The 17,550-nt window shown below is 62.6% G+C and carries 15 protein-coding genes and 1 pseudogene; 11 read left to right on the forward strand and 5 right to left on the reverse strand.

What is annotated here, in order from left to right; all coding sequences use genetic code 11:
* The 4 genes and pseudogenes from ACQ858_RS13360 to ACQ858_RS13375 all read left to right on the forward strand — a co-directional run bounded on the left by ACQ858_RS13360 (position 1) and on the right by ACQ858_RS13375 (position 6,060).
* On the forward strand, positions 1 to 1,659 hold the full coding sequence (locus tag ACQ858_RS13360; RefSeq protein WP_431273210.1) for an efflux RND transporter periplasmic adaptor subunit: 1,659 nt from the start codon (positions 1 to 3) through the stop codon (positions 1,657 to 1,659).
* Positions 1,656 to 4,825: pseudogene (locus ACQ858_RS13365) on the forward strand (efflux RND transporter permease subunit). Before ACQ858_RS13360 ends, ACQ858_RS13365 begins: the two are co-directional and overlap by 4 nt.
* Before the next feature lie 411 nt (positions 4,826 to 5,236).
* Positions 5,237 to 5,545 (forward strand): hypothetical protein, encoded by a 309-nt coding sequence (locus ACQ858_RS13370; RefSeq protein ID WP_431273211.1) that lies wholly within the window; start codon positions 5,237 to 5,239, stop codon positions 5,543 to 5,545.
* 152 nt (positions 5,546 to 5,697) lie between these two features.
* Positions 5,698 to 6,060, forward strand: a complete 363-nt coding sequence (locus ACQ858_RS13375) for a copper-binding protein (RefSeq protein WP_431273212.1) — start codon at positions 5,698 to 5,700, stop codon at positions 6,058 to 6,060.
* Between the two features lie 117 nt (positions 6,061 to 6,177).
* Here ACQ858_RS13375 and ACQ858_RS13380 read toward each other — a convergent pair whose 3' ends face one another.
* From ACQ858_RS13380 to ACQ858_RS13395, 4 genes are all read right to left on the reverse strand, one after another.
* Positions 6,178 to 7,023, reverse strand: coding sequence for a hypothetical protein (locus ACQ858_RS13380; protein ID WP_431273213.1), 846 nt, complete (start codon positions 7,021 to 7,023; stop codon positions 6,178 to 6,180).
* A 250-nt stretch (positions 7,024 to 7,273) separates the two neighbouring features.
* A complete protein-coding gene (locus tag ACQ858_RS13385; RefSeq protein WP_431273214.1) occupies positions 7,274 to 9,199 on the reverse strand; it encodes an FTR1 family protein in 1,926 nt (641 codons plus the stop codon).
* Between the two features lie 149 nt (positions 9,200 to 9,348).
* Positions 9,349 to 9,792, reverse strand: a complete 444-nt coding sequence (gene cadR / locus ACQ858_RS13390) for a Cd(II)/Pb(II)-responsive transcriptional regulator (protein WP_431273215.1) — start codon at positions 9,790 to 9,792, stop codon at positions 9,349 to 9,351.
* 116 nt (positions 9,793 to 9,908) lie between these two features.
* Entirely contained in the window at positions 9,909 to 10,040 is a 132-nt protein-coding gene (locus tag ACQ858_RS13395; RefSeq protein ID WP_431273216.1) for a hypothetical protein, read from the reverse strand.
* Positions 10,041 to 10,133: 93 nt separating this feature from the next.
* Between ACQ858_RS13395 and ACQ858_RS13400 the strand changes: the two genes are divergently transcribed.
* From ACQ858_RS13400 to ACQ858_RS13430, 7 genes are all read left to right on the forward strand, one after another.
* Entirely contained in the window at positions 10,134 to 12,503 is a 2,370-nt protein-coding gene (locus ACQ858_RS13400; RefSeq protein ID WP_431276851.1) for a heavy metal translocating P-type ATPase, read from the forward strand.
* 91 nt (positions 12,504 to 12,594) lie between these two features.
* Positions 12,595 to 12,735: a hypothetical protein gene (locus ACQ858_RS13405; RefSeq protein WP_431273217.1), complete on the forward strand. Its 141-nt coding sequence runs from the start codon at positions 12,595 to 12,597 to the stop codon at positions 12,733 to 12,735.
* A gap of 255 nt (positions 12,736 to 12,990) precedes the next feature.
* On the forward strand, positions 12,991 to 13,320 hold the full coding sequence (locus ACQ858_RS13410; RefSeq protein ID WP_431273218.1) for a hypothetical protein: 330 nt from the start codon (positions 12,991 to 12,993) through the stop codon (positions 13,318 to 13,320).
* 6 nt (positions 13,321 to 13,326) lie between these two features.
* A complete protein-coding gene (locus ACQ858_RS13415; RefSeq protein ID WP_431273219.1) occupies positions 13,327 to 13,995 on the forward strand; it encodes an SOS response-associated peptidase in 669 nt (222 codons plus the stop codon).
* Between the two features lie 300 nt (positions 13,996 to 14,295).
* The gene (locus ACQ858_RS13420; RefSeq protein WP_431276852.1) at positions 14,296 to 15,210 is read left to right on the forward strand and encodes an SOS response-associated peptidase family protein; all 915 of its coding nucleotides are present in this window, start codon (positions 14,296 to 14,298) and stop codon (positions 15,208 to 15,210) included.
* A gap of 60 nt (positions 15,211 to 15,270) precedes the next feature.
* Positions 15,271 to 15,465, forward strand: a complete 195-nt coding sequence (locus ACQ858_RS13425) for a hypothetical protein (protein ID WP_431273220.1) — start codon at positions 15,271 to 15,273, stop codon at positions 15,463 to 15,465.
* Positions 15,466 to 15,507: 42 nt separating this feature from the next.
* The gene (locus ACQ858_RS13430) at positions 15,508 to 15,738 is read left to right on the forward strand and encodes a hypothetical protein (protein WP_431273221.1); all 231 of its coding nucleotides are present in this window, start codon (positions 15,508 to 15,510) and stop codon (positions 15,736 to 15,738) included.
* 151 nt (positions 15,739 to 15,889) lie between these two features.
* Here ACQ858_RS13430 and ACQ858_RS13435 read toward each other — a convergent pair whose 3' ends face one another.
* On the reverse strand, positions 15,890 to 17,497 hold the full coding sequence (locus ACQ858_RS13435) for a tripartite tricarboxylate transporter substrate-binding protein (protein WP_431273222.1): 1,608 nt from the start codon (positions 17,495 to 17,497) through the stop codon (positions 15,890 to 15,892).
* Positions 17,498 to 17,550 lie beyond the last annotated feature (53 nt).

The raw sequence follows: 17,550 nt of genomic DNA on the forward strand, positions 1-17,550 counted from the left end.
ATGAAGCTCAAACCCCTCCTGATCGGCCCGGCCGCTGCCGGCGTGCTCGGCGCAGCCGGCTACGGCATCTACGCCATCGGCCTGCAGCGTGGCATGAACATGGCCGGGCCGAACACAACGGCTGCGGGCAGCGAGTCGTCTCCTGCGGCCGCAGCCGCCCCCGCACCGGCGAACGAGTCGGGCGAGGACGCGACCCGGCGGCACATTGCCGCCGGCCTCAAGGCCGGCGACATCGACCCCGCGAACGGCAAGAAGATCCTCTACTACCAAGACCCCATGGTGCCGGGAAACAGGTTCGACAAGCCGGCCAAGTCGCCCTTCATGGACATGATGATGTCCCCGGTCTATGCCGGTGGCGACGGCGACCAGAACAATGTGACCGTGAGCCCGCGCGTGCAGCAGAACCTCGGTGTGCGCACCGCGGTCGTGTCGGAGGGCACGCTGTCCCCGCAGGTTGCAGCGGTCGGCAGCATCGCCTTCAACGAGCGTGACCAGGTCATCGTGCAGGCGCGGGCAACCGGCTACGTCGAGCGGTTGCATGTGCGCGCCACGCTTGACCGGGTGGCCAAGGGACAGGCGCTCGCCGAACTCTACGTTCCCGACTGGATTGCGGCTCAGGAAGAGTTCCTGTCTGTGCAGCGTATGCGCGGAACCGACATGGCTCCACTGATCGATGGCGCTCGCCAGCGCATGCGGCAGGTTGGCATGAGCGAAGGACAGATCGAGCTCGTGGCGCGCAGCGGACGTACACAGCCTCGCATCACGCTGGTCGCGCCGATCGGCGGCGTCATCACCGAGCTGGCGGCACGAGAAGGCATGACAGTGATGGCCGGAACGACGCTGTTCCGCATCAACGGCCTCTCCACCGTCTGGGCCAACGCCGAGGTGCCTGAGAGTCAGTCGGCCTTGCTGCGACCGGGCGCCAGGGTGCAGGCCAGGACGCCGGCCGCGCCCGGCGAAACCTTCGACGGCAAAGTGCAGGCCATCCTGCCCGACGTCAATCCGGCAACGCGGACCCTGAAGGCGCGATTGGAGCTGGCGAACCCGGGAGGAAGGCTGGTGCCGGGCATGTTCGTTTCCATGCAGTTCATGGACATGCGCGCCGACAAGGTGTTGCTGATCCCGACCGAGGCAGTGATCCAGACAGGCAAGCGCACCGTCGTCATGCTGGCCGAGGAGAACGGCCGCTTCCGCCCGGTGGACGTCGAGATCGGCATCGAGAGCGGCGGCCAGACCGAGGTCAAGCGCGGTCTGCAGGCCGGCCAGCGTGTCGTGGTGTCCTCGCAATTCCTGATCGACTCGGAGGCCAGCCTGAAAGGCGTCGAGGCGCGCCTGAACGCTGTACCGGCCGCGACCGCCACGCCGGCTGGCGCAGCGGCGGCGAGCGCTCCAAGGCATGTAGGTGAAGCCACGGTGGAAAGCATAGGGAAGGACGCACTGACCTTGTCGCACGGCCCGATCCCGACGCTGAAATGGGGCCCCATGACGATGGACTTCAAGCTGCCGCCCGGCGGTGCGCCGCGCAACGTCCAGGTCGGCGACCGAGTGACCTTTGAGTTCTTCATGGACAAGGACGACCTGCCGCAGCTCACCCGCGTGACCCCGATGGCGCCCGAGCCCAAGGCGGCGACGACCGCCGCACCTGGAAGCAAGCAATGATCGCCAAGCTCATTCGCTGGTCCATCTCCAACCGCTTCCTGGTGCTGCTGGCCACCGTGATGGTGAGCGCCTGGGGCGTGTACTCGGTGCTCAGGACGCCATTGGATGCCTTGCCGGATCTCTCGGACGTCCAGGTGATCATCCGCACCACCTATCCGGGCCAGGCGCCGCGCATCGTCGAAAACCAGGTCACCTACCCGTTGACCACCACGATGCTGTCGGTGCCGGGCGCGAAGACGGTGCGCGGCTATTCGTTTTTCGGCGATTCCTTCGTCTACGTGCTGTTCGAGGATGGCACCGACCTGTACTGGGCTCGTTCGCGCGTGCTCGAATACCTCAACCAGGTGCAGTCGCGGCTGCCGGCTGGCGCCAAGGCGTCACTTGGCCCCGACGCCACCGGTGTCGGCTGGATCTACCAGTACGCCCTGGTCGACCGCAGCGGAACCCAGGACGCCTCGCAGTTGCGCGCCCTGCAGGACTGGTTCTTGAAGTACGAGCTGAAAACAGTGCCCAACGTAGCCGAGGTGGCCTCCGTGGGTGGCATGGTGCGCCAGTACCAGATCGTGCTCGACCCCGACAAGCTTGCCGCCTACAGGATCCCGCACACCAAGGTGGTCGAGGCAATCCAGAAGGCCAACCAGGAGACCGGTGGATCGGTGCTCGAACTTGGCGAGGCCGAATACATGGTGCGAGCCTCGGGCTATCTCCAGAGCCTGGACGATTTCCGCAAGGTGCCGTTGATGACGACCGATGCCGGCGTGTCGGTGCGTCTCGGCGACGTGGCCCGTATCCAGCTGGGTCCGGAGATGCGGCGTGGCATCGGCGAGCTCGACGGTGACGGCGAGGCCGCAGGCGGCGTGATCGTGATGCGCTCGGGCAAGAACGCGCTGGAGACCATCGCCGCCGTCAAAGAGAAGCTCAAGACGCTGCAGGCGAGCTTGCCCCAGGGCGTGGAGATCGTGCCCACCTATGATCGGTCAGGCCTGATCGAGCGCGCGGTGGAGAACCTGAGCCACAAGCTGCTGGAGGAGTTTCTCGTCGTGGCGGTGGTGTGTTTCATCTTCCTGTTCCACTTGCGCTCTGCGTTCGTTGCGATCGTCTCGCTGCCGATTGGCATCCTGGTCGCGTTCATCGTGATGCACTACCAAGGCGTCAACGCGAACATCATGTCGTTGGGCGGCATCGCGATCGCCATTGGCGCCATGGTCGATGCGGCGGTCGTGATGATCGAGAACGCGCACAAGCACATCGAGCAGTGGAACCACGAGCACCCGAATCAAACATTGTCGGGCGAGCATCACTGGCGCGTGATCGCCGATTCGGCGGCCGAGGTGGGGCCGGCGCTGTTCTTCTCCCTGCTGATCATCACGCTGTCATTCATTCCTGTGTTCACGCTGGAGGCGCAGGAGGGCCGGTTGTTCTCGCCACTGGCTTTCACCAAGACCTACGCGATGGCGGCGGCGGCCGGTCTTTCGGTGACCTTGATTCCCGTGCTGATGGGGTACCTGATCCGGGGCAAGATTCCCGACGAGAAGACCAATCCGCTCAATCGCTTTCTCATCTCGGTCTACCGGCCGTTGCTGAACGCGGTGCTGCGCTGGCCGAAGCTGACGCTCTTTGGCGCCGCGGTCATTCTGGTGCTGAGCCTGTGGCCGCTGAAGCACATTGGCGGCGAGTTCCTGCCGCGGCTGGACGAAGGTGACTTGCTCTACATGCCTTCGGCGCTTCCGGGCCTGTCGGCCGGGAAGGCCGGCGAGCTGCTCCAGCAGACCGACCGCCTGATCAAGACCGTGCCCGAGGTGGCCAGCGTCTATGGCAAGGCCGGGCGCGCCGAGACGGCCACCGATCCGGCGCCGATGGAAATGTTCGAGACCACCATTCAGTTCAAGCCGCGCGACCAATGGCGCGCCGGCATGACGCAGGACGGGCTCGTCGAGGAACTCGATCGCATCGTCAAGGTGCCAGGACTGACCAACATCTGGGTCCCACCGATCCGCAACCGTATCGACATGCTGGCCACTGGCATCAAGAGCCCGGTGGGCGTCAAGGTCGCGGGCACCGACCGGCGACCATCGACCGCATTACGGGCGAGATCGAGCGTGCGCTCAAGGACGTGCCGGGTGTGTCGAGCGCGTTGGCCGAGCGGCTCACCGGAGGTCGCTACGTGGATGTCAACATCAAGCGCGACGAAGCCGCGCGCTTCGGCATGAACATCGCCGACGTGCAATCGGTCATCGCCTCGGCGGTGGGCGGCGAGAACATCGGTGAGACGGTCGAAGGCCTGCAGCGCTTCCCGATCAACATGCGCTATCCGCGCGAGATCCGCGATTCGCTGGAGAAGCTGCGGACCTTGCCGATCGTCACCGAGCGGGGCGCCCGGCTCGTGCTGTCCGACGTCGCCGACATCCACATCACCGACGGGCCGCCGATGCTGCGCAGCGAGAACGCGCGGCTGTCGGGCTGGGTCTACGTGGACATCCGCGGTCGAGACCTGCGCTCAGCCGTACAGGACATGCAGCGCGTGGTCGCGAAAGAGGTGAAGCTGCCACCAGGCTATTCGATCTCCTGGTCGGGGCAGTTCGAGTTCCTGGAGCGCGCCACGGCGAAGCTGAAAGTCGTCGTGCCGTTCACGCTGCTGATCATCTTCGTGTTGCTGTACCTGACCTTCAAGCGCTTTGATGAAGCGCTTCTGATCATGGTCGCGCTGCCGTTCGCGCTGGTCGGGGGCATCTGGCTGCTCTACCTGCTCGGCTACAACCTGTCCGTCGCAGGGGCGGTCGGATTCATCGCGCTTGCGGGGGTGTCCGCCGAGTTCGGCGTGATCATGCTGCTCTACCTGAAGCATGCCCGGCAGGACCGGCTCGACGACGGTCGCACGGAAACCACCGACCTGCTGGATGCCATCCGCGAAGGCGCGGTGCTGCGCGTGCGGCCCAAGGCGATGACGGTTGCCGTCATCCTGGCCGGCCTGTTCCCGATCATGTGGGGCACCGGCACCGGCTCCGAGGTGATGCAGCGCATCGCCGCGCCGATGGTGGGCGGGATGATCACCGCGCCGTTGCTTTCGATGTTCGTGATTCCAGCGGCGTACTTGCTGATGCGCCGACCGCGTGAGCGCGAGGCATGGCGTCTCGCGTTCTGGAGGAGGCGCCATGGCACGACCTGAACGGCTCCAACGATGGCGCGCACTCTTTGGCGTTGCGCTGCTCCTGTGTCTGGCCTTGCTTGGCGCAGGAGCTCGGGCGTCGATGCCGGAGATGCGGCACGCGGGGCCGGTCGCGGTCTCCGCGATGGCTTCGGAGTCGATGCCGACAGCCACGGATTGCATGCCCTGTGCGCGCTGCTACACCGCTCCGGCTCCGACGTCGCACGGCTTCAGTGGCGAGTGCAAAGAACATCAGGCGCCGATCTGGCAGGCCCATGCCCCCTCGGTGCTGGTTGCTGCGTATTCCGATTCAGGAGGCGGGTATGTCCGGTTGCCTGTGCGCATCCTGTACTGCCGATGGCTGGATTGATCGGTGGCCGCGAGGCTCGCGGCTCGCATTCGCCTTGAACCGATCAACTCCAGGAGCTCATCATGAAACGACTACTCATTACCATCGTCGGTGCCCTTGTGCTGGGAGCCAGCGTGCCGGCCCTCGCTGGGCCCGACTTCCAGCTCATCGAGCGAGCACGCAAGGCGAAGCAGGCTGAACAGGCCGAACGCCCATCGGACGTTCGCGTGGTTCAGGGACCGGCTGGCGGGGAATCTCTGAAATGCCCACCCGAGCCGCTCGTGCTGCCGCTGGATCATGGCCTGCGCGCGCAGACCACGCCGAGCGAAAACCGCTCTCGCAAAGCTCGGTACGACGCGCAGTTGAAGGCCTGCCAGGAGGCCATCAAGTGAAGCCCGTGCGCCCACGGTTGACCTCGTGTTGGCGCTTGCCGCGGTCGCACGTTCGTCGTAGGCCGCGGCATCCGCGAACCCTTCCTCATCGCGACGGTCGGGATGACCGCGCGGAATTTTTGTTTCCCCAACCCTCTCAACAGGAGATTTGTATGAAGAACGTCACTCTCGCCACCATCGTCTTGGCCTTGGCATTGCCTGCATCCAGCGTGTTCGCCCAGCAGAAGAAGGACGATATGAACGGTATGGAGATGAAGGGCATGGACATGTCCAAGAAGCCCGCTGCGAGCCATCAAACCATCCATACGGCGAAGGGCGTGGTCAAGAAGATCGATGCCAAGGCCGGCATGGTCACGGTTGCGCACGAACCAGTCCCGAGCATGAACTGGCCCGCCATGACGATGGACTTCAAGGTGAAGGACAAGGCGCTGCTGGACAAGTTCGCCGACGGCCAGAACGTTGAGTTCGAGTTTGCCAAGGAAGGCAAGCTGTATATCGTCAAGTCAGTGAAGTAACGGCAATGCGGCATCGGCGTGTGATTGCGCGCGAGGGGCAAAGCAAAGGCGCACAGCCTGTCAGCTTCCTGTCTATTCCGGGAGACGGCTTCCGTTGCCCTCGACGTGTCGTTGCGACTATTGCCGCGCGTTTTTCTGCATGTACGCGACGATAGACTTCATTTCCTTTTCAGTCGGCGCCTTGATTCCAGGCCAGCCGCTGTTCATACGGATGTGCATTCGCTGAGTCACGCTCGACCATTCCTGGGCGGTATGCAGCGTGGGCGCAGGTGCAGCGTGGCACTGGACACAATAGGTTGACACCAGCTTGGCGCCTGCTGACTTCGCGTCCGGTAGTGGGTTCGAACTCGGCGGCGGGCCGCCCCCCATCATCCCCCCACGCATCATTCCGGGGCCCATCATCATGCCTGGGCCCATCATCCCGCCGCCCCACATCCATCCCCTGCCGCGCATCGTCTGCATGCTCTGATACATGTCTTGCCAGTGCTCCTGCATGAGGCGTTGGCGCTCCTGAGGGTCGGTCGTCTGCGCAATCTTGCTCATCTGCTCTTGCATCCGCTGCGTGTAGTCGCGCATCTGCTGGTTGTATTGGTCGGGCGTCACCCCCTGGGGTAGGGGCCACGATGCCCCGCCGCCCATCATCCCGGGCCCCATCATCGACCACGGGTGTCCCATCATCCATGGATAGCCCATACCCCACCGGTCGTGCATCTGGCCCATATGGCCTTGCATGCTCTGCCAGTGCTGCTGCATGAGTTGCTGGCGGGCGGCCGCGTCGGGCGCGGCCTTGAGCTGGTCCAACTGCTTTTGTAAGGTCTCAACTTGTTGCTGTAGTTCGCGCACCTGCGCGTCGGTCGGCGCGGACGCTGCGGTTGGAGCCTGCGCTTGAGCTAGAACTGGTGGCGCGATGCCGAGAAGCCCAGCAAGCAACGCCGCTAAGGCCGTTCTGTTCAGCTTGGTCATGGCATTCCTTCCCTTCGTGGTCGGCTTGATAGTGCCGTCAAGCAGAAGCGCAGTCATTCCGCCCAGGCATTCGTCTGGTGGTCTACGCCCGGTTAGGCGAGTACCTCTGCCAGTTGCTAAGGCGAAGATACGCCGCAACCTGGGTCGGGAATTGATGAAGGTCAAGGTCGGGCCATGTCTGGCCCCCGGCCACCGCCCGTACAGGTCCCATACGGGCGGCGACCGTGGCTAGGGTCCCGGGCGGCACGTGCTAGGACGCCCGTCTGGCGGCTCGAGCGTTCATGGCGAAGCCAAGAATGATGATGGCGGCGACCACAAGTTGCGCTCCCAGAGCCTGTGCGGACGGGAAGACGCCCAGGATATCGATGCGCGGCGTGTTGATGGCGAGTGCGCCAATCCATCCTGCCTCTTGGAGCGCCGCGACGCCCTTGCCGGTCAGCACCACCGCCAGCACAGCGACCAACATGGAACTCCAAGAGAAGAATTTGCCGATAGGAAGGCGAGCGCTAAATTTCAGGAGCGCGAACGCCACTGCAACCAGTACCACCAGGCCGGCGACCAAACCGCCCAGAACGGCCGCGTGGTTACCTTGCTCCCAAAGCGCCGCATAGAACAGGATGGTCTCGAAAACTTCCCGGTACACCGCGATGAAGGAAAGGCTGAACATGAAGAACGCCGACTTGCGATTGAGTGCGGCGGACAGCTTCTCGTGGATGTAGTGCTGCCATCTGCCTGCCATGCTCTTTTGATGCATCCACATGCCAACGCTCAGGAGCACAGCCGCTGCGAAAAGCGACGAGAGGCCTTCGGTGACTTCGCGGCTCGCGCCGCTCACGTTGACGATGTACGTCGCGATGGCCCAGGTCACTGCGCCAAGAGCCAAGGCTCCGACCCAGCCCGCATGCACGTACCGCAGCATGTCGGGTCTCTCCGCCTTGCGAAGAAACGCGACCATTGCCACCACGACCAGGAGCGCCTCAAGGCCTTCGCGAAGAAGAATCGTGAAGCTTCCCAAGAACGCGGCAGTGGAGTCGTCGGCTGCTGTCGACAAGACGCTGTCCGCTTCCTTGAACAAGGCATCAATCCGCGAGGTCTGCGCTTTGAGTTCCTGCGAGGACGCCTTGCTGGCAAGAAGCGAGCGGAACTGGCTCATCGCGGTTTCGATGCGGCCAAGCAGCGCCTTGTCGCGCGTGGCAAGCGTCGGCTCGAGCGGCTCGACGCCATCCAGATATGCCGAGAGCGCCAGGTCTGCCGCGCGCTTTAGGTCCTTCTTGTCGTACGCCTCTTCGCTCTGAGCGAGCCGCTGCCGTGCAATGTCGAAGGTCAGGGGACGCTTTTGAACAACGGCGTCGGGATGAGCATGAAGAAAGGCCATCGCAGCAGCAGCAGGCCCAACCCCAACCTCCTTCGCGAGGTCGCCCTCGGTCGCGCGGGCCAAGGCATCCAAGTTCGTGAGTTGTGCACGTACGGCGGTGTTGTCTTTCCAGACCGTTTCGCCGGCTGTGACGTCTTCTTTGTTGTGAGCGAACTGCCCAATGTAAAAGGCCAAGGCCCAGCGGTCCGCCTCGGGAAGGGAAGCAAAGCTCACCATGGGCGTGCCATCGATGCCCTGGCTGATAACCTGGTACAGGGCGAAAACGCTGCGCTCACGTGCACGAGCTTGGTCGGTGAAGGCGACAGGCCGCGGCTCCAGGCGAAGTCCGAGCGGTCCATCTCCATTGCCGGTGGCGCCATGGCACGCGGCACATTGCGCTTGATAGATGGCCGCTGCGGCGGCCACGTTTGGCGGAGCGCTGGGTGAGGACGAGACCGGATAGACGGCGAGAAGGTGATTGCCCAAAGATTTGGCGAGCGTTGCAACACGCGCCGGGTCTTCTCGTGCATCGATGGCGGCCGCAAGGGCGTTCGCCTCCGTCACCAAAGCAGGCTGTTCCGGATGAGGGTCCAAGGCAGCAAGCTTCGTTTGGCTGGCCTTGGCAAACTCGCGCATCTCCGCGAACTCGGAAGCGCTGAGAACAGCACCGTCCTTGACGGCTCCGCGGTAGTCCACGGCCAAGTAGTCAAGAAGTTGCCAGATGCGGCGCACATCAGATTCGGTGGCGCTTGCGACCGTCGCAAGCAGGAGCAGCGTAGCGCACACCGCGGCCCGAGGAAGCAGTTTTAGGAAGCCCGACATCACCCAACCCAATGCAAATGGGAATAATTCTAGTTTTTAGTTCTGCACTGGGCTCGACTGCCGAGTAGGCTGAAGGGCTACTGGCACGAACTTGTTGACCCTCTACCGACTAGAGGGTTTCCAATTTCGAAGCGTGCATCCTTCGTGCCTCAGGCGTGGACGCCTTTGATATGCCGTCTCGGAGCCGGAGGGTTCTCCCCCGTGGTCTGCCGCAAGGATTCAAGCGCCCCGCACTCCCCGATGCACCCGCCGCCGGCGCAAGCGCTTCGGATTTCCTGAATCTGGTCCTTGAGTAGATTGAGTTCGGATATTCGGGTCTGCACGTGGCGGACGTGCTCTTCGAGGAGGGCGTTGACCTCGTCGCACGGGCGACCGGGGTCGTCTTGCAAATTCAGCAGGATACGGATTTCAGAATGCGCCATATCGAGCGAACGGCACCTCAAAATGAAGCGCAGCCGCTTTTCGTGCGCGTCGTCATAGGTTCGATAGTTGTTCACGCCTCGCTCCGGCGGCTGCATCAGGCCTTCGCCCTCGTAGAAACGTATGGTCTGTACCTGGCAGCCTGCGCGCGCAGCCAGTTCTCCAATCTTCATGTGCCTTCCTTCTGCTTGACTCTCTACCTACTATAGGCTTTCAAATGGAGGCAATCTAGGAGTTCACTATGGCGGATGAGTGCGGGTCGACGGGTTGCAGTTCAAAGAGTTGCGGGTCAGGCAACGGCACGGCCGTGGCCGACGCCGTATTGGAGCGCCCAATAACCGTTCTCGACGTACCCGAGATGTGCTGCCCGACCGAGTTCGGCCTGGTAGACAAACAACTTCGCCGGCTGGCTGGCGTCCATGCCGTTACGCCAGATTTCTTGCGCAGAAGCGTCCGTGTGGAACATGACTCGGTGACGACGGCCGACCTGCTGGGTGCAGCGCAGCGCTCCGGCATGGAGGTTCGGCTACCAGGACCGGTTCAGGCCATCAGTTTGAAGGACGAGCGCAACACCATCCTCATCGAGAAGATGGACTGTCCGACCGAGGAGGCACTTATACGGAAGCGCCTTGGCGGCGACGAGGCGGTGCGCGAACTCTCGTTCAATCTGATGCAGCGCAAGCTGACCGTGGTACACGCGCCGGGGAAGCTCCCCGAGGTTCTGAAGGCGTTGGATGAAATCGGCATGCGCGGGGTCGCCGACCAGCCCGCCGCGCAGCCAGGCATGGACACCAACACCATCCTCATCGAAAAGATGGACTGCCCCACCGAAGAGGCCCTCATCCGGCAACGACTGGGCAAGGAGGACTGGGTTCATGACCTCACGTTCAACCTGTTGCAGCGCAAGCTGACCGTTAGCCATGCGACCGGACGGCTGGGCGATGTGCTCGCAGCTCTGAACGAGGTCGGCATGGGCGGTCTGCCAGAACGGCAAGACGCGCCTGCCAAACCGGCCCAACCCCAGAGTCCTCGTCCTGCGTACTGGAAGCTCGCAATCGGAGGAGCCTTGGCGCTGGCTTCCGAGTTGGTCGCGCTCAAGCTGGGCGACAGGTCGGTGGGCGTCATCGGTCTCGCGTTGGCCGCCATCGCGGTGAGCGGCATCGAGACCTACCGCAAAGGATGGATTGCCGTTCGCCATCTCAACCTAAACATAAACGCGCTGATGTCCGTCGCCGTCACAGGCGCGGCCATCCTCGGGCAATGGCCGGAAGCGGCGATGGTGATGGTCCTGTTCGCTATTGCGGAAATGATTGAGGCTCGTTCCCTTGACCGCGCGCGACGAGCCGTCGAAGGGCTTATGTCGATGGCCCCCGAGATGGCGATGGTGAACACGCCGTCGGGCTGGCAGGACGTCCATGCCGCGGAAGTTGCAGTGGGCGCAACAGTGCGAGCTCGGCCCGGCGAGCGCATCGCCCTGGACGGCAGCGTGACCTCCGGAACGTCGGCAGTCGACCAATCGCCCATCACCGGCGAAAGTGTGCCGGTGGACAAGGCCACCGGCGATGCCGTCTATGCGGGGACCATCAACCAGGACGGAGAGCTCGAGTATCGGGTGACCGCAGCCGCCAGCAACTCGACCCTTGCCCGTATCGCTCACGCAGTACAGGAGGCGCAGGCCACGCGTGCTCCCACGCAGCGCTTTGTGGACACCTTCTCACGCTACTACACGCCTGCGGTCTTCGCGGTGGCAATCGCCACTGCGGTCATTCCTCCACTGGCCATGGGAGCCGAGTGGTTCACATGGGTCTACCGTGCACTCGTACTTCTCGTCGTCGCGTGCCCCTGCGCCTTGGTCATATCGACGCCTGTGACAGTGGTCTCAGGTCTGACTGCAGCGGCACGCCGCGGCATTCTCATCAAGGGAGGTGTATTCCTTGAGCAAGGCCACCGGCTGCAAGTCCTCGCTTTAGACAAGACGGGAACGCTGACGCAGGGACGTCCAGTGCTAACAGACGTCATCGCCATCGACGGCAACAAGCCAACCTTGTCGACCCTCGCTACGGCGCTTGCTGCGAGAAGTGACCACCCGGTGTCGCGTGCTGTCGCCGAGGGTCTGAAGGATTCAGAGGGCCTCCCCGAAGTGTCAGGCTTCTCTGCGCTTCGCGGCAAAGGCGTAGAGGGAAGATTGAACGGCGTGCTCTACCGGCTCGGAAATCATCGGCTGGTCGAAGAATCGGGTGCTTGCTCCGATGAACTTGAGTCGAAGCTAGACGCCCTCGAGCAGGAGGGCAAGACGGCAGTGGTGCTCATCGAAGGCACGAAGGCGCTAGCCATTTTCGCGGTCGCCGACGCCGTACGTCCGGAGAGCCGAGATGCGGTCGCGCAGCTGAAGCAACTCGGCATCCGTCCCGTGATGTTGACCGGCGACAACCGGCACACGGCCGAGGCCATCGCGCATCAGGTCGGCATCGGGGATGTGCGAAGCGAGCTCTTGCCGGAAGGGAAGCTCAAGGCAATTGAAGAGCTTTCGGCTGGCGGCTCAACGGTTGGCATGGTGGGAGACGGCATCAACGACGCTCCGGCGCTCGCCAAGGCGAACATTGGCTTTGCGATGGGCGCGGCCGGCGCGGATACCGCGATTGAAACGGCAGACGTGGCACTGATGGACGATGACCCTCGCAAGCTTGCGGAGTTCGTCAGGCTGTCCAAAGCGACCAGGGCGGTGTTGTGGCAGAACATCTCCATTGCACTCGGCATCAAGGTCGCCTTCCTTACGCTCGCGCTGACCGGTCAGGCAACCCTATGGATGGCGGTGTTTGCAGACATGGGCGGCAGCTTGGTGGTGGTCTTCAATGGATTGCGATTGCTGCGGAACAAGACCTAGTTCTGGACCTGCTTTTGCGATAGCTTGGGGCAGCCCGAACGCGCCCAAGTCCAAAGGAGTCACCGCCCGGCGTTGAACGCACTCGGCAACCATGCTGCGCTTGGTGGTGCGTGCGCTCAATGCCGATGGGGATGGTGATAGTGAATATGCGCTGTTGGACAAATTCGCCGACGTCAAGGACGTTGAATTCGAGTTTGCCAAGGAAGGCCAGCTGTACGTGAAGTACAGGTGATGTGTGGCACCGGCGTGTGATCGCGCGCGAGAAGCTCGAACACACCCATGCCCACCACCTTGGCACTGCCTCCACGCTTTCAATGTCGGCTTTGCGGCTCCCAATCTTGATGGTCGTAGGTCGGCAGTGGGGCCCTCTCCGGCTGTTTGCGGACGACTGCGCTGGGCCATTGACGCATGGATGGGCGTTCAGTGCCTTGTTCGAAGCTGGAACTAACTGGATACCCCGCATGGATGCACAGCCAAGTAGACAGGTATGCTCCGCGACTCGCGCCGGACGATCACCGGCCGGGAGGTGCATTTGCAACTTGTCCTTGTCCATCCCGATGTGAGCCCTAAGCAGCTGAAGAGGGGACTTTCCGCTGCGATCAAGGTCTTCGAGTACGAAGACGTCGATGCGTACAAATCGCTCCAGTCGCTCGCGCGAGAAGCCGCTTGGCATGACAGCGGCGGTGATCAGCGCTACGCGCTGAGCGCAGCCGATGTGCGCGCTCTCGACGTCCTGACTTGTGCTCAGGCTGCAGCGAATGGGGTCCTCGGTACGGCAGCAGGCGGCGAGATGGCCCTGCTCGATTTCGAGGAGTGATCGGCCATGTGCAATCGCTACGAAACGCCTGAGGTCTGGGAAGTGGAGCGCTACTGGCACATCGGCAGGGATGATGGCGCGCCGCGGTGGGTCAAGGCAGTATTCCCTCGTGCCCCGGGCCCCTTCATCCGCCGTGCCCGACATGCGACCGGCTACGAGCGCGAGCTCGTAGTTGGACAGTGGGGCCTCATCCCGTGGTTCGCGAAGGGCGCAAAGCTCACCTATGCGACCAACAATGCCAGGTCGGAAGAGTTGGAATCGAAGGCGAGCTACAAGGACCCCTGGAGGCGTGGCCAGCGCTGCATCATCCCTGCGCGGTCGTTCGACGAACCGAACTGGGAAAGCGGCAAAAACCAGTGGTGGAGCTTTCGACGGGCGGACGGCGATCCGTGGGGCCTGGCCGGCCTGTGGAACACCTGGGTCGACAAGGCCACGGGCGAAGTGCACGAGTCGTACACGATGCTGACGCTCAACGCCGACCAGCACCCGCTGATGTCGCGCATGCACAAGCCAGATCCGAAGTTGCCGCCCGATCAGCAAGACAAGCGCAGCGTGATCGCGATCGAGAAGGGCGACATCGATCTGTGGCTCTCCGGTACGGTCGAGCAGGCGACAAGGTTGCTGAGCCTGTCTCCGGTCGAGATTTTCGACGCAGGGCCGGCCGCCAGCACCTAGCTCAGTCCCTGGTCAGCCCGGTCTGGAATGCTCGATAGCAGCAGCCTCCTCCTTTCGAACCCACTCCACCTGTCTCGGCTGCCTTAAGCCCGCCTTGTGCGGGTTTTCTTTTGGCCTCACCGCCCCCCGTTCCTGGACCCTTGGCCGAGTTGTATGGCCTGCGGCAAATGCTCGTTGCGGCCGCTTGTGCAAGGTGAGGACTGCTGAAATTTATGTGCGGCGTGGCCGGCTCCCCCAGTCGGCCGGACACGACAGGACGGAGGCCGGGAACACATATCTTGGGCCGCAACATCAGCCTTGATATGTGGTGCACCACATATCAAGAAGTTCGTTCGCATGTTCGGCGGCGAGCTGAGCCTGCGCGCGTTTTCGAAGCTGTACTTCGAGCGCCAAAGCGATCCGAAGATCAAGATCCCCAAGGGAATGGACGCCCTCTTCAACGAGCCGCAATCGGACGAGGAACGGCGGATCAAGGCGTGGATCGACGCGTTCAATGCCGAGCAGACGACAAAGCTCGAACAGGAGGTCTTCAAGCAACGCAAGCGCCTGGTCGATGCCGAGCGCTCGCTGCAGGTCAAGGTCACCAAGAAGGCAACAGATGATCAGCGCATCGCGACCACCAAGATCGATTGGGCGCTCGGCAAGCTCGCAGACCTGAGGCGCGTCGACTTGGTGCCGGACGACTGGCGGATCTTTCCGGGCGTCTACGCGCCGGTGATGGTCTGGGAAGACGGCAAGCGGGTGATCAAGCCGATGCGGTACCAGTGCCGGCCGCCCGGCAAGCCGGCGTTCTACGACACGAAGTTCGCGGGGTCCTACAACGCGCGCAAGGACAACCTCGAGAGCAGCTTCTGGCGCGGGACCTTTGGCGAGTTCCACGGCATCCTGGCCGTGAACGCCTTCTACGAGAACGTCGAGCGCGGCGGGAAGAACGTCGTGCTCGAGTTCAGGCCGCAGCCGCAGCAGGACATGCTGGTGGCCTGTCTGTGCTCACACTGGAGCGAGCCGGGTCAGCCTGACCTGCTCTCGTTCGCGGCGATCACCGACGAGCCGCCACCAGAGATCGCGGCCGCCGGACACGACCGGTGCATCGTGCCAATCAGGCCGGAAAACATCGATGCGTGGCTGCAGCCGCAAGGCAAGAGTTCCGCGGACTTGCACGCGCTGCTCGATGATCGGGAACGCCCGTACTACGAGCATCGGCTGGCAGCCTGAAGGGTTGTTTGCAAACGGCCGGGCATGCGCCATTTTCAGCCGGGTAAAATGTCGCCCCCGATGTCAGATCCCACCACTCTCTCCCAAGACGGCCTGCGCTACGTCAAGAAGCCCTCCGGCTCCTTCATCTCCACCCCGCGCGCCGAGTCCATGATGTCGTGCTTCAAGTGCGGCAAGTTCAAACTGCCCTCGGAAATGATCGTCAAGCGCTTCGTCGGCAAGAACCACCGGATTTGCGCGCCCAAGTGCTCCTGAGCCGCCCCTGGCCCGTGTTACTCGTGCGGGTACGATCGGCGGATGACTGATTCCCTCGACCTCTTCGAACGCACCTCTGCCCTCCTTCGCACTCCCTCATGGCTGGGCCGAGAGGTGCACGAGGAGATCGCCCTCGCGTTCGAGCCCGGCGACTACAAGATCACCCCCGGCGATCGCTGGACGGTTGTGCTGCTGAAGACCGGCGAGACGGTCTACTCGGGGATCGGACCGGTGGAGATCATCCGCCGGGAGTTGCGAAACTCGGATTCTTGAAGGTGAAGCCGATCATCGCGACGCGCTGTTGACGGAGGAGGAAAAATCGCAGCATCGAAGCTGGCGCAACGGGGCGATGACAGGGCGTGGCTTCCCGGACGGATTCCGTCCCATCCTGGACGCATGGCGAGTTGGCAAGAACGGAAGGCGGCTATGCCCCCGCTCCTGAGAGCGAAAGTAGTTCAGGCACCAAGAAGGGAATCATCAGCTGCGCAATCGCAACATGTTCGGGCTGATACCAGTTCTCGATGTGTTCCATATTCAACACCGCCAAACACTCGCCCTTGTACATCAGCGGCACGCTGAGGGCCGACGACAAGCCCAGAGATTTGATGAGCTCGTGATCGGGGAAAGCCCACTGCATGTCTGCGTCGTTGCGGCCGATCCAGCATTTGCCTCCATGAATCACATGATCGCCCCATGCGGTCACACCCATACGCTTGAACTTGTTCAGCGGATAGGCACCATGGTTATCCGAGTAGATTCGCACAGTGTTCTTGCGGTCAGCACAGATCATGAGGATCGTGCAGAGCTTGTGCCCAATTCTGCTTTGAAGCCATTGGGCCACCTGCTCCATCAGTTCAGCTGAACTGTGCGGATTCCTCATCGTGGCGCACAGTTCGACCATTGCGGCGTCGATTACGTATTGCATCGTTTCTACCGGAGGAATACCAGTTCTTCGAAGGGGTAGCCTTGCGCGCACAGCTACCTGTGCTTCCTTCACCGTCGCCTTCGGGCGATCATCAGGATGCGCGCCACTGAAGGAGGGGCGCCAGCTTTCAATCTGCCTTGATGCCTGCCTGATCGATAACTTTTTGCAGCTTCGCCGTCTCGCTATCGATGAACTCGGCGACCTTCTTGGGACCACCCCAGTTCCTGGCACAGCACCGTACTCCTTCAATTTCGCCTGCATCTCAGGATCCTGAATGATTGCTTCAAGCGAGGTGCTCAAGATGTCAACCACATTCTTGGGGGTCGCCGCCGGTGCCACGAACGCAACCCACGTGCCGATTTCGAACCCGGGAAAACCGCTCTCTGCGACGGTAGGAACATCTGGGAACTGCGGTAGACGATTGGGGGTCGCAATGCCAACCGCCCTCAGCTTCCCCGATTTGATCAGCGGCGTGGTGTCAGGCACCAGACCCAGCATGAACTGAACCTGGCCTGCCATCACATCAGCCTGCGCGGGTGCGCCGCCTTTGTACGGCACGTGCAGTGCGTCGACGTTCGCGGCATGCTTGTACATTTCCACCCCCAGATGGTTGGGAGTGCCATTTCCGGCCGATGCATATGAGGTGCCGGGATTCTTCTTCAGGTACTGGCCCAGCTCCGTCATGTTCTTGACCGGCAGGTTGGGATTCACAACGAATATCCCTGGGATCGTTGCAGCAAGAGCAAGCGGCACGAAGTCGCGCTTCGGGGAGTACGATAGCTTTGGGTAGAGGATCGGGTTGACTGACATGCCGGTCATCGTTGGGACATAAAGGGTGTAGCCGTCCGCGGGCGACTGCGCAACGAATGATGCGGCGACCATCTCGCTAGCGCCCGTCTTGTTCTCGACCACGACAGGCTGTCCGAGCTTGCTCGACAGCTTGGTCGCCACCAAGCGGGCGATCACGTCCGTCGATCCCCCTGGAGAATAAGGCACGATGAGCTTGATGGGCTTGGTCGGAAAATCGGCCGCCTGAACATAGAAGGCGCTCAGGACGGTCGCCGCGACCAGAACCGAACGGGCGAATGAACGGAGGAAAAGATTCATTGCAGTCTCCAGGTTTGAATCGAACCTTGCACAGGTTCGCTTTGATTGGTTTG

The organism is Variovorax ureilyticus (genome assembly GCF_050632185.1).
In the GTDB taxonomy this organism is placed as follows: Bacteria; Pseudomonadota; Gammaproteobacteria; order Burkholderiales; family Burkholderiaceae_C; genus Variovorax; species Variovorax ureilyticus_A.